Origin of the sequence: Phenylobacterium sp. (assembly GCF_036495085.1) — a bacterium.
Taxonomy (GTDB): Bacteria; Pseudomonadota; Alphaproteobacteria; order Caulobacterales; family Caulobacteraceae; genus Phenylobacterium.
Window position 1 is genome coordinate 14273 of record NZ_DASXNL010000100.1, and the last position, 19007, is coordinate 33279.

A 19007-nucleotide genomic window follows, 5' to 3' on the forward strand; every position below is an offset into this window, starting at 1 on the left:
CTTGATTGTTGTGGCGAAAGCTTGGAACGGGGGAGGGCGTGCGGCAAGCATGCGGGCTGGAGGACCCAAGATCGTGCGCATTGTCTCTGGCGCGTTCCGCGGCAAGACCCTGGCTGCGCCGCAGGGCGAGGGTACGCGCCCGACCTCCGAGCGGGCCCGCCAGGCGATCTTCAACATCCTCGAGCACGCCGCCTGGTCGAAGGGCGTGCGCGACGTTCGCGTCATCGACCTCTTCGCAGGCTCCGGCGCCCTTGGTTTCGAGGCCCTGTCGCGCGGGGCGGCCTTCTGTCTGTTCGTCGAGACCGACGAGGCGGCGCGCGGAGCCATCCGCGAAAACGTCGATGCGATGCATCTTTTCGGCCAGACGCGCGTCCACCGCCGCGACGCCACCGACCTTGGGGTGCGGCCGGGCGCCGATGGGCCGGCCTTCGACCTCGCCTTCCTCGACCCGCCCTACGCCAGGGGCCTGGGTGAGATGGCGCTCGAGAGACTCGCGGCCGGCGGTTGGCTGGCGTCCGGCGCGACGGCCGTGCTCGAGCGCGGGGCGGGGGAACCAGACGTCTCCGTGGCGGGCTACGAGCCGTTGGACGTGCGCGACTACGGGGCCGCACGGGTGCATTTCTTGAGATTCGGCGGCGATTGACCCTTTGGCGCCGGAAGGCCTTGGCGCTACCTGAATAAGGCGATCGGCAGAGGCCGGAATGCGCGCACGAACAAGAGCAGCTGAGACGGTTCCGGTCATCGATCTTGCAGGCGAGCCGGCGCAGGTTGCCGACGCCGTGGCGCGGGCCTGCGCCGAGTGGGGCTTCTTCCACCTTGTCGGGCACGGTCCAAGTCAGGATCTGATTGACCGCACGCTGGCCGAGGCGCGGGCCTTCTTCGCCGCGCCGGCGCAGGCGAAGCGGGCGCTGGCTCGGAACCGCGACAATCCGTGGGGCTACAACGACCGCGAGCTCACCAAGCAGCGGCGCGACAAGAAGCAGATTTTCGACATCGGGCCGGATGCTGCGGCGTTGAAGATCGAGGGCGACGTGTTTTCCGGCGAGACGCCTTTCCCGGAGTGGCAGCTCAGCCTGAAGCCGGCCATGCGCGGCTGGTTCGAGGCCTGCGAGGCGCTCAGCCTGCGCTTGCTGCGTCCAGTGGCAGCGGGGTTGGGCGCCGACCCTGACGCGCTCGCCCACGACTTCGATGGCGCCCACACCAGCTTCTTGCGGCTCAACCATTATCCGGTCCGCGATCTGTTGGAGGGGGAGGACGCTGAGCCCGCCGGGCTGGGCATACACCACCACACCGATGCGGGAGCGCTCACGATCCTGCTGACCGACGGCGAGGCCGGGCTGCAAGTGCGGAAGGATGGCAGCTGGCGGCCGGTCGATTCCGTCCCTGGCGGCCTGATCGTCAATATCGGGGATATGGTCCAGGTCTGGTCCAACGACCGCTATCCGGCCCCCCTGCACCGGGTGCTGGCCATGGAGGAGCACGAGCGGCTGAGCTTGGCCTACTTCTTCAATCCGGCCTATCCGGCCGTGATCCGGCCGCTGGCCTCGACGCTCGGCGCCGGGGCGGCGCCCCACTACCGCGACGTCCCTTGGAGCGAATTCCGTCGCCGCCGCGCTGACGGCGACTTCGCCGACTACGGCTCCGAGGTGCAGATCAGCGATTACCGCGTAGCCTAGCTCCGGGCCGCAGGTGCATTCCTTCGGTTCGCGGAAACCTCTCGCCGGCCCTGCAATCAAGACTTCGCAGCCTAGCGCTTCAGCGCCGCCCAAACAGGCGTTCGATGTCGGCCAGCTTGAGTTCGACGTATGTTGGGCGGCCGTGGTTGCACTGGCCGGAGTGGGGCGTGGCTTCCATCTGACGAAGCAGGGCGTTCATTTCCGGCGCGGTCAGCCGGCGCCCGGCGCGGACGGAGCCGTGGCAGGCCATGGTCGAGCACACATCCTGGAGACGTTCCTTCAGCGCCAGCGCCTGCCCGTTCTCGGCGAGGTCGTCGGCGATGTCCCGGACAAGGCCCTGGACGTCGGTCTCGCCCAGCAGGGCCGGGGTCTCGCGGACCAGGACTGCGCCGGCGCCGAAGGGCTCGACGACGAGGCCCAGCGCCGCCAATTCCTCGGACTTTGCGCCGACGCGTTCGGCCTCGGCCGGGTCAAGCTCGACGACTTCCGGAAGGAGCAGAGCCTGGCGCGTGACCCCCCCGTCGGCCATCTCGTGCTTCATGCGTTCGTAGACCAGGCGCTCGTGGGCTGCGTGCTGATCGACGATGACAACACCGTCGCGCGTCTGGGCGACGATGTAGGTCTCGTGCACCTGGGCGCGCGCGGCGCCTAGCGGGTGGTCGATGGGGTCGAAGATCGGCGCGTGCGCGGCGTCCTCAGCGACACCCCCCGGAGCCCGGGGCTCCCAGGCCGACTCGGCGCGGGCGGAGACCTCGGTGAGCCCGGGGATCGACTGAACTGCGGCGGCGAGGGCGGCGGGCTGCCAGCCACCCTGGCGCCACGCGGAATAGCCCGCCGCTGAGGGCGCGGGCGTGTAGCCGCCGGGCCTGAACCCTCCCAGCGCTGCGCTGGCTACGGTGGTCGAAGCGCGATGGCCTGCGCTGGCCAGGGCGTGGCGCAGGCCGCCGACGATCAGGCCGCGCACCAGGCCCGGATCTCGGAACCGGACCTCCGCCTTGGCTGGGTGAACGTTGACGTCGACGTAGGCCGTGTCGAGTTCGACATAGAGCGCGGCCAGCGGGTGGCGGTCGCGCGCCAGGAAATCGGCGTAAGCGGCTCTCAGCGCCCCCTGTAGCAGGCGGTCGCGCACCGGCCGGCCGTTGACGAACAGGTATTGATGGGCGGCGTTGCCGCGGTTGTAGGTCGGCAGGCCCGCAAAGCCCGACAGCCGCACTCCCTCGCGCTCGTGGTCGAGAGCCAGCGCGTTGTCCGAAAACTCGCGGCCCATGATCGCCGCGAGACGCGCCAGCCGACCGACCGGCCCGGCAGCCTCCGCAGGCAGGCGCAAGGTGCGCCGCCCGTCCAGATCGAGGGCGAAACTCACCGCCTCGTGAGCCATCGCCTGGCGCTTGATCTCCTCGGCGATGGCCATGGCCTCGGCACGCTCGGACTTCATGAATTTCAATCGCGCGGGCGTGGCGTAGAAGAGGTCGCGAACTTCGACGCGGGCGCCGTGCGGATCGGGAAAGGCGGCGGGGGAGACCGCGCCCACGGCCCCGGCTTCGACAAAGATGGCGTGGGCGTCCGCCTCGCCCCGCGCGCGGCTGGCGATCGAAAGCCTCGCCACGGAGCCGATGGAAGGCAGCGCCTCGCCACGGAACCCCAGGGTGGCGATGTGCAGGAGGTCGTAGTCGCCGGCGTCGTCCGGCGCGAGCTTGGATGTCGCGTGGCGCTCGATAGCCAGGGGCAACTCGGCGGCGGACAGGCCCTGGCCGTCGTCGGCGACCAGCAAGCGTGTCAGGCCGCCGCCGTCGGCCTGCACCTCGATGCGTCGCGCGCCCGCATCCAGTGCATTTTCCACCAGCTCCTTGACCGCGCTGGCGGGTCGTTCCACCACCTCGCCCGCAGCAATGCGGTTGACGGTTTCAGGCGGCAGGCGACGGATCGGCATGGTGAGGCTTTCAGCGGTCAATCAATATAGGACGATTCCGGGGCGGCGGATGAGCATGCGATTGCGGCTGGCAGGCCTTGCGTTCGTTGTGGCCGTAACAGGCCCGGCGATGGCGCCTCCTGTCCTGGCGCAGGTCCCGCTCACACCGGCCCAGCCGGTGCCCGGCGATCCTGACGCGGTGCTGGTCGAGGAACTGGTCGTCATGGGCCGGCTTCCGGGGCCGGCCTGGTGGACGGTCTCCAACGGCGCCACCACGGTCTATGTGCTGGGATCCCCCTCGCTCGCGCCAAAGCGGATGGAGTGGGACCGTGCGATCTTCGATCGAAGGCTTACCGGCGCCAACGTGGTGATCCTGCCGTTCCAGGACGTAAAGGTGACGGTGACGGGGGCGCTCGGCGCGGCGATCAGCTTCATGCGGTTGCGGGGTGGCGGCCCGTTCGAGGCGACGCTGGACCCCCAGACCAAGACCCGGTTCGTGGCCGCCCGCACCGGGCTCGGTCAAGCCGCCGATCACTACGGGACCCGAAATCCGCTGGCGGCGGGCTTGCGCCTCGCCACAGATTATCGGGACAACAAGAACCTGACCAACGCCGACCCGACCAAGCTGATCAAGCTGCTGGCCGGGCGAGCAAAAGTTCCGATCGTGCAGAGAAGCTACAATCTCGGGCCGCTGATGGGGGCGATCCTGCGCACGCCGCCGGCCGCCGGACGAGCCTGTTTCGATGAGGTGCTGGCGCAGGTGGAAGCCGGGCCGGGCGTCACGCGGGCTGCGGCGAAGGCCTGGGCGCAAGGCGACGTCCGCGGCGCGCTCGACAACGAGCGGACCTATGAGCGCTGCATCGCCATGGTGCCGGGCGCCCAGACCTTCGACGCGCGGGTCAAGGCGGACATGGCCGCCGACATCGAAAGGGCGCTGAAGACGCCAGGCCACGCGCTCGCGGTCGTGCCGCTTCGGCCGCTATTGGCGCAGGGCGGCGTGCTCGATCAACTGCGCGCCAAGGGCTACACGGTAAAGACGCCCGGCGAAGAGTGACCTGAAAGGCGCCTACTGAGGGCCGAAGGTCGCGGAGACGAAGTTGTCGTAGCTGTCGAGGACCTTGGGATCATCCTTGACGATCTGCACGACCTGACGCGGGATGAGCTTCAGGTGGTCCTGCATCGCCTTGGCGCCAACGCCCTGCTTCACGCCGAAATCGCCAAAGACAGCCATGCACTTCTGCTCGTAGGCCGCGACATCGACCTTTGACGGCCCGTTGGCGAAGGCCGCGATCGTCGTCTCATAGAAGGCGTGCATGTGCGGGTCGTTGATCCAGCGCTGCTGGTCGCCCTGCAGGTTGGCGGTGGTCTCGGCCTTGGCCTCGCCCGGGTGGGCGACCGCCGCCGTCTGGCAGAGCCCGAGCGCGGCGGTGAGCGCACCGGCGGCGAGGGTTCGAAGGCTGAGCTTGATCACGTCGCACTCCTTGGAGCCGGTATGCTCGTTCCGCCACGGGGCGTGGTTGTCGCCAGCCGCCGCGCCTGATAATCCATGACAAGAAAGTCTGACACGATGTAAAAGATTTCTTACATCATGTCGAGACTTTTCGCAGCAGGGGACTTGAGCCATGTCGTTTCGCGAGAAGTCTGCCTGGATCACCCTGCTTACGGTGTTGGCCTGTTTCGGCCTCTATTTCGGCTCGATCGTCACGGGGCGGGTCAGCGCGCGGGGGTTGGACACCCTGCACCTGCTCCTCTCGTGCGTGCTGGCTCTGGTTGTGCTGCAAATCGGCCTGAAGCTGTTTGCGGCCTTGACCACGCCTAGGGATAGCCGCGTGCCGAGGGACGAGCGTGAGGCGCTGATCCAGTGGCGTGCGCAGTCCCTCGGGTACTATGTGCTGATGGTGCTGGCGCTCGCGCTCTTCGTCCCAGTGCACCTGGGGCACACCGCCATCGACATGGCCAACTTCGCCCTGCTGGATGTGGTGATCGCGACGCTGGTCGTGGCTGTGGCCCAGATCGTCATGTTCCGGCGCGGAGCCTAGGGGTGGCGCCGGGGCCAGGGGCGCTGCCCATCGTCAATCAGATCCGCCGACTGCGGTTCCAGCACGGCGAGATGACCCAGTCGGAACTGGCACAGAAGATCGGCATGACCCGCCAGACCGTGGCGGCCATTGAAGCCGGCAAATATTCGCCGTCGTTGGAGGCGGCGTTCCGCATCGCCCACGTCTTCGGGGCGGCGCTGGATGAGGTGTTCCAGTGGGAGGAATAAGGGGGGCCGTTTGGGCGGACCCTTGAGCGTCCCGCGCCGCCTCCTGGTGAGAGCCTAGAGCCCCGGCAGCTTGATCTTGTGCGGGCCCTCGCGCTGGATCACCACCGTCTTGCCGCCGGTGAGGGCCGCGATGCGGGCGTCTTCGGCGACCGGGTCGATCGGGCTTGCCGTGTCGGCGCCCACCGCCACCGGCGCCGCAGCCTTCTTATCGGCCCGCCAGAACATTACGCGGTCGGCGAAGCTCTTGTCCTTGTGGGCCACGTCGCCGAACTCGTCGTCGACCACATAGCGGATCAACGGGTCGGCTTTCTCGGCCCCGGCCTTGGCGACCAGCAGCTTTTCGCCGTCCGAGCGCGCCTCGCCCTCGCGGGCGCCAAGCAGGGCCGTGCGCGCGGCGCTTTCCGGCTGCAGTTCCTGCGGGCGCGGCTTGCCTGGCGCTGGCGGACGCAAGGCGTAGTCGGGCGGCACCACCAACGGCGCCTTCGTCACGACGCGGAATTCGTCGGGGGTCACCTTGGTCATGCCGAGCGCGTCGCGGGTGGACTGGCATCCGGCGAGGCCCGCCGCCGCGATCAGGGCGAAGGCGACGATCACTCGATTGACGCTCATGAACCTAGAAACTCCTTCGGCCCCCCAGGCCGCACTTGGGAAGTGGATAGCGCAATCGCGCGCGCGCGCCAACGATGCGTTAGGCCGCATCCTGCGACACCCGCGTCGCCCTCTCGCGTCCGTCCTGGCGCAGCATGTCCAGAAGCAGCAGGCAGATGCCGACGGTGATCGCCGAGTCGGCCACATTGAACACCCACGGGAAGTGCAGCCGCGAAACGTCGACAAAGTCCGCCACAGCGCCGAAGCGGATCCGGTCGATGACGTTGCCGATCGCCCCACCCATCACCAGCCCGACCGCCACGGCGAACAACGGCCGGCCTGATCTGCGCACCCAGGCCGCCAGGACAATGGAAACCGCGATCGAGAAGGCGGCCAACACCCAGCGCGCCAGGTCGTGCTGGGCCTGGAGGAAGCCGAAGCTGACCCCGGGGTTCCAGACCATGGTCAGGTAGAAGGGGCCCAAGACCTTCAAGGTGACCAGTTCAGGCAGGTTGAGGCCGCCCAGGATCCAGGCCTTCACCGCCTGATCGATGGCCACGACGACAGCCGCAAGCGCGAACGCCAGCCAGCCCAGTTTCGAAATTCCGTTCATGCCAGGGCCTTGTGGGTTGCGTCCCAGGCCGCCACCGCATCGGCGTCGCGCAGGGACAGATCAGGATAGCGCGGGTCTGAGCCCACCTCCGGCAAGATCCGCCATGAGCGGGCGCATTTCTGCCCTTTTGCGCGCAGTGGCTCAACGCTGACGCCGGGGGCCTCGGGCAGCCGGAAGGCCGCGGCCGGGCCGTCGCCCGCGACCAGGGTCGCCTGGCTGGTGCGGAACACTTCGGCCGCGTCGAGCCCCTCGAAGGCGGCCAGAAGGTCGCCGTCGATGATGTACGCGACGGGCGCGGCCTCCAGCGCGGCGCCCAGACGTTTGTCCCGGCGTTCGATTTCGAGGGCGGCGGTGACCACCGAGGTGACGGCGCCAACCTTCGCCCAGCGGGCCGCCTCGCCGTCGTTGCGCCAGGCGGCGGGCGTGTCTGGGATCACGCGCAGGCAGTTCGAATTCGCCTGCGGATAGCGCGTCGTCCAAGCCTCTTCCATGGTGAAGGGAATCAGCGGGCTGAGCCAAGCCGTGAGCCGCTCGAACACCGCCTGCATCACGGTGCGGGCGGCGCGGCGCCGAACGCTGTCGGGGCGGTCGCAGTAGAGCGCATCCTTGCGGATGTCGAAGAACAGCGCAGAGAGCTCGTTCTGGCAGAACTCGGTCACCGGTCGGATCACGTCCTGGAACAGATAGGTTTCGTAGGCGGCGCGCACCTGGCCATCCAGCTGCCAGAGCCGATGCAGGATGAACCGCTCGAGCGGGGGCATGTCTTCCAGCTCCACCGCTTCGTCCGGCGAATAGTCGGCGAGCGCGCCCAGCAGGTAGCGCACGGTGTTGCGGAGCTTGCGGTAGGCGTCGGACGTCGTCTGCAGCACCGTCTTGCCGATGCGGCTGTCATCGGCGTAGTCGATCATCGCCGCCCACATCCGGATGATCTCGGCCCCCGACTCGCGGATCACCTGTTCGGGCTCGACCGTGTTGCCCTTCGACTTGGACATTTTCTCGCCGTTCTCATCCATGGTGAAGCCATGGGTGAGGATGGCGTCGTAGGGCGCCCGGCCGCGCGTTCCGGAACTCTCCAGCAGGCTGGACTGGAACCAGCCGCGGTGCTGGTCGGAGCCTTCCAGGTAGAGGTCGGCGGGCCAGCGGGTGTGCGGCCGGTCTTCCAAAACAAAGGTGTGGGTCGATCCGGAGTCGAACCAGACGTCGAGGATGTCCTCGACCTTCTCGAAGCGCTCCGGCTCGTGATTGCCGAGGAAGTCGGACGCCGGGCGGGTGAACCACGCGTCGGCGCCTTCAGCCCGGATCAGCTCGACGATGCGTCGGTTGACGTCCTCGTCGTGCAACGGGTGGCCGGTTTCCTTATCGACGAACATGGCGAGCGGCGAGCCCCATGCCCGCTGACGGCTGATCAGCCAGTCAGGCCGGCTTTCGACCATCGCGCGTATGCGGTTCTTGCCGGCCGCCGGATAAAAGGCGGTGGCCTCGATGGCGTCGAGCGCGGTTTCGCGCAGGGAGCGGCCGCCATGCGCCGGATCGTCCAGCGGCTCATCCATGCGGATGAACCATTGGGCGGTGTTGCGGAAGATCACCGGCGCCTTGGAGCGCCAGGAGTGGGGGTAGGAATGCTCCAGCCGCCCGCGCGCCAGTAGAGCGCCGGCCTCGATCAGCTTGTCGATGACCGCGCCGTTGGCCGGGCCGAACTTCCCGGACTTCTTGCCTTCTGTCTCAAGCACCTTCAGGCCGGCGAAGAGCGGTACGGTGGGATAGTAGGCCCCGTCAGGATCGACCGTCTCGGGGATCTCACGATGGCCGTGCGCCAGCCAGACCGCATAGTCGTCGGCCCCGTGCCCGGGCGCGGTATGGACAAATCCCGTGCCGGCGTCTTCGGTCACGTGGTCCCCGGCCAGCATCGGCACCTGGAACCCGTAGCCTGAGTCCAGCGCCGCCAGCGGGTGGGCAAGCACCATGCCCTCGCAGTCGACGCTCTCGACCTTGTGGAACTTCGCCACCTTGGCGGCGGCCATCACGTCGCCCGCAAGCTTTTCTGCGACGACCAGCCGGTCGCCCGCCCTGGCCCAGGGCTCGAACTCCAGGCCCGTCTCCATGTCGTCGACCACATAGACGGCATAGGCGATGTCAGGGCTGTAGCTCACCGCGCGGTTGGCCGGGATGGTCCAGGGCGTGGTCGTCCAGATCACCACGCTGGCGTTCGCCGCAGCGTCGGAGCCTTCGACAACCGGGAATTTCACCCAGACCGTGGGACTGACATGGTCATGGTATTCGACCTCGGCGTCCGCCAGGGCAGTGCGTTCGACCGGGCTCCACATCACCGGCTTTGAGCCGCGGTAGAGCTGGCCCGAGGCCACGAACTTGTGGAACTCGGCGACAATCGCGGCCTCGCTCGCAAAGTCCATGGTCGCGTAGCGGTGCTCCCAGTCCCCGATGACGCCGAGCCGCTTGAAGCCGGCCATCTGGACGCCGATCCATTTGTCGGCGTAGTCGCGACAGCGGGTGCGGAACTCGGCCTTGGAGACCTCGTCCTTGCGTCGGCCCTGGCTACGCAGCTCCTCCTCGATCTTCCACTCGATCGGCAAGCCGTGGCAGTCCCAGCCGGGCACGTAGTCGACATCGAAGCCCAGCAGGAAGCGAGAGCGGACGACGAAGTCCTTCAGGGTCTTCTGCAGCGCATGACCGATGTGGATCGCGCCGTTTGCGTAGGGCGGGCCGTCATGCAGCACGAACAGCGGCGCGCCGGCGTGCTGCCGCGCCTTGCGCACGGTGTTGTAGAGGTCGATCCGCGCCCATTCCGCCAGGATCGCTGGTTCCTTCTGCGGCAGGCCCGCCCGCATGGGGAAGGGCGTGTCGGGGAGAAAGACGGTCTCGCGGTAGTCGCGCGAAGGGGTCTCGGCGTCGTCGGCCATTGCACTTTCCAGCTTGGTTCGGTGGATCTTGAGAGGCGGGAATTCCCGGCGCGCGTGGAGACGTGTCCGTCAACCGGCGTCACGCCGGGCGGATAATTCGCAAGCTCGTCCGAACCGAAGTCATGGCGCGAGGCTCTAACAGACGCGGCCCGCGAACCCAAGAGGCGCCGCATTGCTGTCCCGTCTCGCCGAGGTTGATCTTTGTCTGCGCTATCGGTTGTTTGAGCCACATTCGGATTGCGCACCCGAGGAATGTCCATGACACCGCGACTTCGATTGATCGCCTCGGCCGTCACGGCTGCGGCCATGGCTTTGGCCTCGGCCGTGCGGGCCGAGCCTGTCGTGCAGGGCCCGCAGAACGGCGCTCTGATCATCGCCGGCGGGGGGCAGCTGGGGCCGGAGATTATGGGGCGGTTCATTGCCCTGGCCGGCGGACCGGGGGCCGAGATCGTGGTCATTCCCACAGCGAGCGGTGACCCCAGCTACGGCCCCGACTGTGAGTGTCTGAAGATCTTCAAGGCGTTTGGCGCTACGCATCTGACCCTGCTGCACACCAACGATCGCGTCCTGGCCGATTCCACCGCCTTCACCGCTCCGCTACGGCGCGCCAAGGCCGTCTGGTTCGTTGGCGGACGGCAGTGGCGTCTGGTGGATTCCTACCTCGGCACCCGGACCGAGCAGGAAATCAAGAACCTCCTCGCGCGCGGCGGCGTGGTCGGGGGCACCTCGGCAGGAGCTTCGATCCAGGCCTCATACCTCGTGCGCGGCGCGCGTTCCGGCAACGAGATCGTTATGGCGCCGGGCTATGAACGGGGTTTCGGCCTGGTCACCGGCGCAGCCGTCGACCAGCACGTCACCGCTCGCCACCGCGAAGGCGACCTCGACGCCGTGGTGAAGGCTCATCCCGAGCTCCTGGGCATCGGCATCGACCAGTCGACGGCGATCGAGGTGCGACGAGACGGCTTCAAGGTGCTGGGCGTCGGCCATGTCTTCATTCACGACGGACGAGAACAGCCGAACGGCGGCCACTATTACCTGCTGAGCGCGGGTGACCGGTTCGACCTGACGCATCTTGCGCCGACGACGGCCGCTGATCGATAGTGTGAGCGGGGGCGCAAACCTGATCGCGGAAAGGGTGACGGGACAGAACCTGGAACGCTCGACGAGCCGAGGTAGGGGGGCAGCCAGCTTCGCTGGGGGGACCGGCGATCGGTTGATCAAAGGGGGGGCATAAATGCTTCGTATGATGTTGGCGGCTGCGCTCATGAGCGCAGCCGCGGCGCCGGCGCTTGCCGCGTCGGACCTGACGCGGACGTCGGAAGGGTTCACCTATTTCAACAAGGCCGGGGCCGATCTCGCGACGCATGATGCGGCGGTCCGTGAGTGCCGTGTGATCGCCGAAAAGCTGCACCAGCCGGGCCCGATGATGCCGTCGACAACGGTGTTCGTACCGCCCGGCGGCTCGCCGCTGGCCGCAGGGGTGGGCGGAGCCATCGGCATGGCGATCGCCATGGCGATTGAACAGGCCGTCGCCGACCACAAGGGCCAACCGGTCAATGTGGAAAATTGCATGGTGGTGAAGGGCTGGCGGGTGGTCGCCCTCGAAGAGGCGGAGGGCAAGGCTTTCCCGACGCTGAAGAAGGACGCCCAGGCGAGCCGGCTTTCCCAGTGGATCGGCGCGGCGGAGCCGCATGGGAAGGTGGTCCGAAGCTTCGCCAACGACGCGGCGGCTGCCGACCAGCACCAACTGTTCTCACCTGCCACCCACGTGGGCGTGGCGATCAGCGCCGACGCGGTGGCCAAGGCGCAGGGCAAGGCGAAGGTCGCGGCGGCGCCGTCCCCGGCCTACCTTCCACAGCAAACGTCGTCGCAATTGCCGAGGCGGTCCAAGAACGCCGAGCCGCCGAAGCCGCTGGCCGAGGCCGACCTCGGCGGCATTCCGCCGGACCAGGGACTGATCGTCGTCAATGTGCGCGGTGACGCTCAGGTGGCGGTGTCTCTGCAGCGTGTCGGACACGATCCGGCGACCCCGGCCTGGGTCGACGGCCACGCGGCGGACATACTGGTGCTTCGCCCGGCCAAAGCCTTCGCCAAGGCTGGGGCCGCGGAAGGCGCGACCTACGTCTATGCGGTCCCGCCTGGGCGCTGGCGGCTGGAGAACGTCGAGGTGAACAGCGTGCCGGTGAGCTTCTGCCTGGGCGGCCCGGCCTTCGACCTTGCCGCTGGTGAGGCGATCTATGCCGGCTCGTTCAGCCCCAACAATGTCGTGCCGGATATGCGGATGGAGCCGGCCACGGCGGCGTTTCCGTCGGTCTCCCCGGTGGTCGAGAAGCTGAAGCCCGCCAACTGGGTGAATGGCGTCCAGGCCCAGTGCCACGGCGCCTACATCTACGCGCTGGAACTGCCGGACCGGCCATTCGTCGACGGCTACGCCCTGGGGTCCAAGGCTCAGCCCGACGCGTCCGCTTCGGCTCCGGCGCCGGGTGTTGCGCCAGCCGCGTTGACGCCGGGCGCTGCGCCTGCGCCGGCCGCCTCGACGCCGACGTCCGCGGCGACGGGCGCGCTGTGAGCCGGGGATCACCGATCCTTCTGGCGGCGGTCCTGGCGGCTGCCGTCCTTTCCTCGCCCGCGGCGGCGGGCGCACCGTACCCCACGACCGTCTTCATCCAAGGTACGCCCCCGCCGCAGAAGCATTCGCCACGGCCGCTCATGAGCGACCAGGACCGCGCTGACCTGGGCCTACAGGCGCTGATCGCCAAGGAGTCCCCGAGGCTCTCCTCCTCCAGGCGCCTGGCGCCGGGCGAGGCCATCCTGGAGGTCGGCGTCCGCCATGGGGTGACTGGGGTGCTGGTCTCCGACGTGGACGCCAAGGGGGGCCGGCTCAGCAAGAAGCGAAAGCTGCTGGCGGGCTCCAGCGTGTTCGGCATCCCGATGGGCGGTCCGGACGGGCGATATCTGGTCTGGTGCGCGCCGCAGCAGGGTCAGGTGAAGGATCAGCCAAAGGCCTGGACGGCCACCTGCCTGCCGTTCGGCGACAAGGCCAACCTGTGGGTCGAGGGCCGGCCGGCGCTGATGCCGGTTGGCCTGAGCTGGAGCGACCTGGACATCCGCGAAACGAACCCACCGGACGTGCGCCGCCAGGCGGTCAGCCTGCCCCCGCTGACCCTCAGCTACGCGTTCGCTGGCTGGGACGCCAAGGGTTGGCTCAAGCTGGAGTACCGGCTCGATTGGGGCGAAGGCCCGCAGGTGCTGCGCGCGCTGGCGCTCGCGCCGGGGGCCGACGGCGCGGTCAAGGTCAAGCTCATGGGGGGGCAGTTGGCGCTCCGATCGGATGCGCAAGCCGCCGCCAATGCTACGCTGGAGGTGATCGCCGCGCCGAGGCAGGGCGCTCCGGTCGAATTCTAGTTGGCTAATCCAGCGGCGGAATCAGCAAGTCGCGAGCCTGCTCGGCATCCATCATGATCTGGGCGGTCATCGCGTCCAGGCTGGCGAATTTCAGCTCGGGTCGCAGGAAGGCGATGAGGTCGGTTTCGATGACCTGATCGTATATGTCCTCGTCGAAGTCGAACAGCCAGACTTCGAGCAGCGGGGCGGTCACCCCCTCGATGGTCGGGTTTACGCCGACATTGGCGACGCCGGGCACGAGCCGCCCATCCTGCAGCCTGGTCCGGGTGGCGTAGACCCCGAATTTGGGGACCACGTAGTCGGAGAGCGGCACATTGGCGGTGGGGAAGCCCAGCTTGCGGCCGAGCTGTCGTCCGCGTTGCACCTCTCCTTCGATGGCGAAGGGCCGGCCGAGCACCGCCGCGGCGAGCTCTGGGCGCCCGGCGCGAAGAGCGTCGCGCACCTCGGTGGACGAGAACTTCTCGCCGGAGTCATCAGCGACCGGCTCAGCCACCGAGACGCCGAATCCCAGTTCCTCCCCATAGCGCCGCATGGCCTCGGGGCTGCCCGTGCGGCCCTTGCCGAAGGTGATATCGAAACCGACGGCCACATGCGCAGCGCCAAGCCCGTCATGCAGCACCCGGGCGGCGAACTCACGGTCGCTCATGTCGGCGAGGTTCTGGAACGGCAGCACATAAAGCACGTCGACGCCCAGCGCCTCCAGGGCGCGCGCCTGCTGGTCGGGCTTCATCAGCCGGAAGGCGGGCTCGTCAGGGCGGAAGTAGGCTCGCTGGTGCGGGTCGAAGGTGATCACGCCCAGCGGCCGGCCTAGCTCGCCTGCGGCCTTGGCGGCGAGCGCGATGACCCTCTGATGGCCTCGGTGGACCCCGTCAAAGCTGCCCATGGCCACGGAAGCCCCGCGGTCCGCGGCGGCCAGGTCTTGCCAGCCGCGAATGACACGAAGCCGCCTCATGAGCCCCTGCGCGGGACCATGACCAAAGCCTCGCCGTCGACCACGGTCTTGCCGTTGACGAGACAGGCTGTCTCGAAGGTCGCGTGGCCCTTGGCCGCGTCGAGCGCCTTGACCGTCACCCGCGCGGTCACCGGATCGCCGATCTTCACCGGCCGTCGAAAACGCAAGGATTGCGACAGATAGATCGCTCCCGGCCCGGGCAGTTGATTGCCGAGAACAGCGGAGATGTAGGCCGCGGCGAGCATACCGTGAGCGATACGCCCGCCGAAGGTGGTGGTTCTGGCGTAGGCCTCGTCCATGTGGACGGGATTGACGTCCCCCGAGACCGCGGCGAAAGCCTCGACGTCGGCGGCGCCCACGACGTGGGTGCTCTCCGCAGACTGTCCCATGCTCAGCTCGTCGAAATAATAGCCCAGCACCGACGACTCCCCTTGGCCGCCATGCAGGGGCCTTGCGGCTTCACTTAGCGGCGAAAGCGCCCCGTCGCCAGACCGGGTGTCACCAGACAAGGTCGGCGATGGCGTAGGTGGCGGCCAGGCCATCCTGGCGCAGCAGGTCCTCTACGGCGGGCACATTCAGTCCATCCGGTCCGACAGTCTCGCCGCCGTGGATCCCGTTGGCCACGAAGAGCACATCGAGCCCGCGCGCGTTGGCTCCGCGGATGTCGGTGGGCAAGCCGTCACCGATGCAGAGCACGCGCTTGCCGTCCAGGGGGCGGCCAAGGGCGCGCTCGGCCTTGGCGAGGGAGAGTTCGTAGATCGCCGGAAAGGGCTTTCCGGCCATGGTCACCCGCCCGCCGAGGCTCTCATAGAGCTGGGCCAGCGCGCCGCCGCAATAGATCAGCTTCGAGCCGCGCTGAACCACGATGTCGGGATTGGCGCACAACAGCTCCAGATCACGCTCGACAGCAGTCACGAAGCGGTCCCGGTAGTCGGCCGGTTCGTCGTTCTCGTCATCGTAGGGGCCGGTCACCGAGATGAAGCGAGCCTGGTCGAGGTCAGAGAATTCAATGTCCAGTCCGGCGTAGAGCGCGTCGTCGCGGTCAGGGCCTATCTTCCAGGCGGGCCCTGGCGCGCGTGCGGCGAGCAGCAGTCGAGTGGCGTCGCCCGAGGTGACGAGCTCGCTCCAGGCCTCGCGCGGCACCCCCAAGGCGTCAAGCTGCGCGACCACAGGGCCATGAGGCCTTGGCGAGTTCGAAATCAGGATCACCGGCCCGCGCTCCGCCCGATAGCGCGCCAGCGCCCCACAGGCCTCCGGAAAGCTTTCACGGCCGTTGTGGATCACACCCCATACGTCGCAGAGCAGTGCGTCGTAGTCGGCGGCGATGGCTGAGAGGCCGGCGGCGAGCTTTGGTGCAGTCGTCATCCGGGCGCGGTACCGGCGGCCTTCGTCCGGGTCAACGCCGCAATGAAGCTCGGGCCGGCCTCAAAGACCTGGGCTGTTACTGGGACAGGTCGATCTTCAGCACCTGCCCGGCGCCAGGAGGTGCGCCGAAGCCGAAGGCCGAGACATAGAGATTGCCGTCAGGTCCCATGGTCATCCCGGTCGGGAACATGAGCCCGTCGGCGATGATCTCCTTGGAGCCGTTGGGCGAAACACGGGTCACCCGGCCGGCAAAGGGAGCCGGCGCATGATTCTGGGCGGCCATCTCGAGGACGTACATCCGGTCGCGGCTGTCGAACAGCAGGCCCGTGACCATGTCAAAACCGGTGGTGTCGGTCTTGATCTGTGCGCCCGGGTTGACCTTCCAGATCTTCGAACTGCCGATGTCCTGCGGGAAGCGGCCGAGGTTTCCGACGTAGAAATTGCCGTGATAGGCGAGCGACGTCGGGACAACATGGCCCTCGTGCGCAGAAACGTCGATCAGCCGGCTGATGGCGCCGTTGGTGGTGATCTTGTCGATCTCGCCGTGATTGGGCTCGACCGCGTAAAACGCGCCGCCGACCACGACCATGCTGTACCAGGTGCCATCGGGCTCGAAGTCATCCGGCTCGATGACCGCTGTCGGATGGGCCATCTGGTACGCGCTCAGGTCGGCGACCAGCGTGGCGGTGTTGTTCGACTGCACCTTGTAGATACCGTTGGGCTTGTCGGTCACGCCATGCGAGCAGCCGCCGCCGGCTGTCAGGGCGTAGAGCGTGTTGCCGATGAAGCCGATGTCGGCCACGCCACTGACCAGTCCACCCGAGCCAGGGCTGGTCTGGTCCGATGCAAACGAGTCGATGACCGTCGTGACCTGGTGACTGGAATTGATCTTGGAGATCCGGCCGCCCGTTTGGCTGCCGGTGTAAGGACCGATGACGGGCACGACCTGGGTGCATTGCGTCGAGTTGGTTCCCCCGGCGCCGCCTTCGGCGACGTAGAGGTCACCGTCCGGCCCAAATTGGAGGCCCCGCGGGTTGTTGAGCCCAACCGCATACACGGACACGCTCGCCGCCTTGGCCGGGATGCCGGCCAACAGCGGGATGGACAGGGCGGCAGCGGCCAGCAACGCCGCGCGCTTGGACGTGGCGCGCCGCGCCACTTCTTTTTGGATATTCATTTGAATTTCCCTTTGCCGAGAAGATCAAGTACAGATTTGGAACTCTATTCCACGTCGCACTATGATCGCCGGCAGAGCTACTATCTCGTCGCCGACAATTACTCTCTTACGCGGGACCAATATGAACTGAACCTAGGCTATGAAACGAGCAAGCGCTTGCCCGGAGACTGAGTCAACCGGACTCGCCGCTGGTGAGATTCCATCAGCGCCCGACGCGGAACCGCCCGGAGGTTTTTCCGGCGTGCCGAGGGCCATCGAGCCAATCAGCCCGAACGCTTCTCAGCCGTAGGCTGCGCGGCGCTGGAACTGCGGGCGGATCAGGTTGGGCGGCGGGCCGGCTTCGGTGAGCACGGCCTCCTTGATGGCGCGGGGCTCGCCGAACAAGTGACCTTGGCCGAAGCCGATATTGAGCTCGAGAACGTCGACCGCCTGGCGTTCTGACTCGACCTTCTCGGCGACGACCTCTACGCCGTAGCGGCGGGTCAGCGTGGTGAAGTCCTCGGCCGCGAGATCGGGCAGCGAGCGCAGCACCAGGCGGCCGTCGATCTCGGTCATCTCGTCCAACAGCAGGTGGGCGCCGATCTTGATGAACTTCACGTCCGAGCGTGACAGATCCTGCAGGTCGAGGTCGAGGTCGGTCACCTTGTCGAGGCTGAAGCGAAAGCCGAGGTCGGCGAGTTTGCCCATGTTTCGCGCCTCTACGGAGCCGCGGGCGTCAAAGGCCGCCTGGCCGATCTCGAAGATCAGGGCGCCCGAAAGGTCGCGGTTGGCCGTGAGCAGGTCGAGGAACTGGGGGAAGAAGGTCTCGTCCCCCAGGCTGGCCATGGAGATGTTGCAGAAGATTCCGATTCTGCGGTCCTGCTTGGCGAGGCGGCGCACGATCTGCACGCAGCGGAAGAGCAGCAGGTTGTCGATGGCGGTGACCAAACCGCCCGGCTCGGCGACGGCGAGGTATTCGGCCGGCATCATCACCCGGCCGGTCTCGTCACGTAGCCGCGAGAAGCTCTCGTAGAACTGCGTCCGGCGTTGCGGCAGGGCGACGATGGGCTGCAGGTAGAGGTCGACGCGGTTCTCGGTCAGGGCGTCGCGGACGGTGTCCAGAAGCGCCGGCGACTGGCGCGCGCCGCCGCCTATGCGAACTGGAAAGGCCGGCGCCTGGGCGCCCCCCTCGTCGAGCCGCTGCTGCATCTGCTGGACGAGGCCCTCCAGCATATGGACTTCGTCAAGCAGCTCTTCAGAGCGATGGGCGTCGTCGGCGACGGCGTCGAGGATTTCGCTCACCCGGGCGTCCAGCGCCTCGACCTGGGTGAGTAGGATGGCGTGGGCCTCGCGCACATGTTCGACGTCGCCCTTGATCTGGCCCGTCTCCAGCGCACGCTCGATCAGGCCGTGGAAGGCAAAGCAGAGCCCTAGCCCGCCCACCAGGGCGGCGACGCCAGCACCCCAGCCGCCGCCGTTGCGCCAGAGCGTCAGGGAGACGATCAGCGACAGGCAGAGATAGGTTGCGCAGAGAAGCCCGAGGGTGAGCCGGCGCATGGTCCCCCTAACGTCCCCCCAATCCGAATCAATGGTCCAAGTATCCGCTACGGCGCCGCTCCAAGTCGAATGGATTAACACGTGCCGCGGCTCGCCCGGCTGCACGCCCGCATCGCCCATATCCGCCGCGACGCCCCCCACAAGGCCACCACCCGGCCGGCCAGGACCTGGCGACGGATCGGCGTGGAGGACCTCAACGTCCGCGGCCTGGCGGCCAACCGCCGCCTGGCGCGCGTGATCTGGATGGCGGCTTCCATGAATTCCGCCGCCGGCTCGACTACAAGGCGCCGAGGTCCGGCGCGGCCGTCGTCGTCGCCAACCGATGGTTTCCCTCGAGCAAGACCTGTGCCTGCTGCAGCTCGGTCAAGGCCGGGCTGGCGCTGTCGCAGCGAACCTTCACATGCGACACCTGCGGCTATGCGGCCGATCGCGACCTCAACGCCGCGCGAAATCTCGAACGGCCGGCCGCAAGCTCTGCGGTGACAGCCTGTGGAGAGGAACGCTCCGGCGCGGGACGAAAGCCTCGCGTGAAACGGTCCCCGGCGAAGCAGGCGCCGGACAGCAAGGCCGCGGTGTCGCTTGAAATAGCGACGAGCGGATCG

19 protein-coding genes and 1 pseudogene are annotated in these 19007 nt (G+C 67.7%); 10 read left to right on the plus strand and 10 right to left on the minus strand.

The window, feature by feature from the left end:
* Positions 1–73: 73 nt before the first annotated feature.
* Together rsmD and VGI62_RS11945 are read left to right on the plus strand one after the other, a co-directional pair.
* Entirely contained in the window at positions 74–643 is a 570-nt protein-coding gene (rsmD, locus tag VGI62_RS11940; RefSeq protein WP_331504713.1) for a 16S rRNA (guanine(966)-N(2))-methyltransferase RsmD, read from the plus strand.
* 58 nt (positions 644–701) lie between these two features.
* A complete protein-coding gene (locus VGI62_RS11945) occupies positions 702–1676 on the plus strand; it encodes an isopenicillin N synthase family dioxygenase (protein WP_331504714.1) in 975 nt (324 codons plus the stop codon).
* Positions 1677–1755: 79 nt separating this feature from the next.
* On the opposite strand, the gene mutL is transcribed toward VGI62_RS11945, so the two are convergent.
* Positions 1756–3606, minus strand: coding sequence for a DNA mismatch repair endonuclease MutL (gene mutL / locus VGI62_RS11950; RefSeq protein ID WP_331504715.1), 1851 nt, complete (start codon positions 3604–3606; stop codon positions 1756–1758).
* A 49-nt stretch (positions 3607–3655) separates the two neighbouring features.
* On the opposite strand from mutL, the gene VGI62_RS11955 reads away from it, so the two are divergent.
* On the plus strand, positions 3656–4639 hold the full coding sequence (locus VGI62_RS11955) for a TraB/GumN family protein (RefSeq protein WP_331504716.1): 984 nt from the start codon (positions 3656–3658) through the stop codon (positions 4637–4639).
* A gap of 12 nt (positions 4640–4651) precedes the next feature.
* Here VGI62_RS11955 and VGI62_RS11960 read toward each other — a convergent pair whose 3' ends face one another.
* A complete protein-coding gene (locus tag VGI62_RS11960; RefSeq protein WP_331504717.1) occupies positions 4652–5056 on the minus strand; it encodes a hypothetical protein in 405 nt (134 codons plus the stop codon).
* Between the two features lie 151 nt (positions 5057–5207).
* Between VGI62_RS11960 and VGI62_RS11965 the strand changes: the two genes are divergently transcribed.
* Together VGI62_RS11965 and VGI62_RS11970 are read left to right on the plus strand one after the other, a co-directional pair.
* Positions 5208–5624, plus strand: a complete 417-nt coding sequence (locus VGI62_RS11965) for a hypothetical protein (RefSeq protein WP_331504718.1) — start codon at positions 5208–5210, stop codon at positions 5622–5624.
* A gap of 2 nt (positions 5625–5626) precedes the next feature.
* Positions 5627–5851, plus strand: a complete 225-nt coding sequence (locus VGI62_RS11970) for a helix-turn-helix transcriptional regulator (protein WP_414695684.1) — start codon at positions 5627–5629, stop codon at positions 5849–5851.
* Positions 5852–5905: 54 nt separating this feature from the next.
* Here the strand turns inward: VGI62_RS11970 and VGI62_RS11975 are convergent, their stop codons facing one another.
* The 3 genes from VGI62_RS11975 to ileS all read right to left on the minus strand — a co-directional run bounded on the left by VGI62_RS11975 (position 5906) and on the right by ileS (position 9970).
* Positions 5906–6460, minus strand: a complete 555-nt coding sequence (locus VGI62_RS11975) for a DUF3035 domain-containing protein (protein ID WP_331504719.1) — start codon at positions 6458–6460, stop codon at positions 5906–5908.
* Between the two features lie 79 nt (positions 6461–6539).
* On the minus strand, positions 6540–7052 hold the full coding sequence (lspA, locus tag VGI62_RS11980; protein ID WP_331504720.1) for a signal peptidase II: 513 nt from the start codon (positions 7050–7052) through the stop codon (positions 6540–6542).
* Complete coding sequence (gene ileS, locus VGI62_RS11985) at positions 7049–9970, minus strand: isoleucine--tRNA ligase (protein WP_331504721.1); 2922 nt, start codon at positions 9968–9970, stop codon at positions 7049–7051. The genes lspA and ileS overlap by 4 nt, the downstream gene beginning before the upstream one ends.
* Positions 9971–10228: 258 nt before the next feature.
* On the opposite strand from ileS, the gene VGI62_RS11990 reads away from it, so the two are divergent.
* The 3 genes from VGI62_RS11990 to VGI62_RS12000 all read left to right on the plus strand — a co-directional run bounded on the left by VGI62_RS11990 (position 10229) and on the right by VGI62_RS12000 (position 13375).
* Positions 10229–11071: a cyanophycinase gene (locus VGI62_RS11990; RefSeq protein ID WP_331504722.1), complete on the plus strand. Its 843-nt coding sequence runs from the start codon at positions 10229–10231 to the stop codon at positions 11069–11071.
* Positions 11072–11204: 133 nt separating this feature from the next.
* On the plus strand, positions 11205–12539 hold the full coding sequence (locus tag VGI62_RS11995; RefSeq protein ID WP_331504723.1) for a hypothetical protein: 1335 nt from the start codon (positions 11205–11207) through the stop codon (positions 12537–12539).
* Entirely contained in the window at positions 12536–13375 is an 840-nt protein-coding gene (locus VGI62_RS12000; RefSeq protein WP_331504724.1) for a hypothetical protein, read from the plus strand. The genes VGI62_RS11995 and VGI62_RS12000 overlap by 4 nt, the downstream gene beginning before the upstream one ends.
* A gap of 4 nt (positions 13376–13379) precedes the next feature.
* On the opposite strand, the gene VGI62_RS12005 is transcribed toward VGI62_RS12000, so the two are convergent.
* From VGI62_RS12005 to VGI62_RS12025, 5 genes are all read right to left on the minus strand, one after another.
* Entirely contained in the window at positions 13380–14327 is a 948-nt protein-coding gene (locus VGI62_RS12005; protein WP_331504725.1) for a bifunctional riboflavin kinase/FAD synthetase, read from the minus strand.
* A complete protein-coding gene (locus VGI62_RS12010; RefSeq protein ID WP_414695685.1) occupies positions 14324–14716 on the minus strand; it encodes a MaoC family dehydratase in 393 nt (130 codons plus the stop codon). Before VGI62_RS12010 ends, VGI62_RS12005 begins: the two co-directional genes overlap by 4 nt.
* Before the next feature lie 109 nt (positions 14717–14825).
* Entirely contained in the window at positions 14826–15692 is an 867-nt protein-coding gene (locus VGI62_RS12015; RefSeq protein WP_331504727.1) for a TIGR01459 family HAD-type hydrolase, read from the minus strand.
* A gap of 76 nt (positions 15693–15768) precedes the next feature.
* Positions 15769–16869, minus strand: a complete 1101-nt coding sequence (locus VGI62_RS12020; protein WP_331504728.1) for a ScyD/ScyE family protein — start codon at positions 16867–16869, stop codon at positions 15769–15771.
* A 279-nt stretch (positions 16870–17148) separates the two neighbouring features.
* Positions 17149–18405, minus strand: coding sequence for an EAL domain-containing protein (locus VGI62_RS12025; RefSeq protein ID WP_331504729.1), 1257 nt, complete (start codon positions 18403–18405; stop codon positions 17149–17151).
* A gap of 81 nt (positions 18406–18486) precedes the next feature.
* Between VGI62_RS12025 and VGI62_RS22435 the strand changes: the two are divergent.
* Both VGI62_RS22435 and VGI62_RS22440 read left to right on the plus strand, forming a co-directional pair.
* Positions 18487–18612: pseudogene (locus VGI62_RS22435) on the plus strand (transposase); the annotation flags it as partial.
* Between the two features lie 32 nt (positions 18613–18644).
* Positions 18645–19007 (plus strand): zinc ribbon domain-containing protein (locus tag VGI62_RS22440; protein ID WP_414695686.1); only part of this gene is annotated, 363 nt, incomplete at its 3' end.

What these genes read in the sequence shown, in the direction of transcription:
- VGI62_RS11945 (WP_331504714.1), top strand. Translation starts at nt 702, where the DNA reads ATGCGCGCACGAACAAGAGCAGCTGAGACGGTTCCGGTCATCGATCTT.
- mutL (WP_331504715.1), bottom strand. Translation starts at nt 3,606, where the DNA reads ATGCCGATCCGTCGCCTGCCGCCTGAAACCGTCAACCGCATTGCTGCG.
- VGI62_RS11955 (WP_331504716.1), top strand. Translation starts at nt 3,656, where the DNA reads ATGAGCATGCGATTGCGGCTGGCAGGCCTTGCGTTCGTTGTGGCCGTA.
- VGI62_RS11965 (WP_331504718.1), top strand. Translation starts at nt 5,208, where the DNA reads ATGTCGTTTCGCGAGAAGTCTGCCTGGATCACCCTGCTTACGGTGTTG.
- VGI62_RS11975 (WP_331504719.1), bottom strand. Translation starts at nt 6,460, where the DNA reads ATGAGCGTCAATCGAGTGATCGTCGCCTTCGCCCTGATCGCGGCGGCG.
- lspA (WP_331504720.1), bottom strand. Translation starts at nt 7,052, where the DNA reads ATGAACGGAATTTCGAAACTGGGCTGGCTGGCGTTCGCGCTTGCGGCT.
- ileS (WP_331504721.1), bottom strand. Translation starts at nt 9,970, where the DNA reads ATGGCCGACGACGCCGAGACCCCTTCGCGCGACTACCGCGAGACCGTC.
- VGI62_RS11990 (WP_331504722.1), top strand. Translation starts at nt 10,229, where the DNA reads ATGACACCGCGACTTCGATTGATCGCCTCGGCCGTCACGGCTGCGGCC.
- VGI62_RS11995 (WP_331504723.1), top strand. Translation starts at nt 11,205, where the DNA reads ATGCTTCGTATGATGTTGGCGGCTGCGCTCATGAGCGCAGCCGCGGCG.
- VGI62_RS12005 (WP_331504725.1), bottom strand. Translation starts at nt 14,327, where the DNA reads ATGAGGCGGCTTCGTGTCATTCGCGGCTGGCAAGACCTGGCCGCCGCG.
- VGI62_RS12010 (WP_414695685.1), bottom strand. Translation starts at nt 14,716, where the DNA reads ATGGGACAGTCTGCGGAGAGCACCCACGTCGTGGGCGCCGCCGACGTC.
- VGI62_RS12015 (WP_331504727.1), bottom strand. Translation starts at nt 15,692, where the DNA reads ATGACGACTGCACCAAAGCTCGCCGCCGGCCTCTCAGCCATCGCCGCC.
- VGI62_RS12020 (WP_331504728.1), bottom strand. Translation starts at nt 16,869, where the DNA reads ATGAATATCCAAAAAGAAGTGGCGCGGCGCGCCACGTCCAAGCGCGCG.
- VGI62_RS12025 (WP_331504729.1), bottom strand. Translation starts at nt 18,405, where the DNA reads ATGCGCCGGCTCACCCTCGGGCTTCTCTGCGCAACCTATCTCTGCCTG.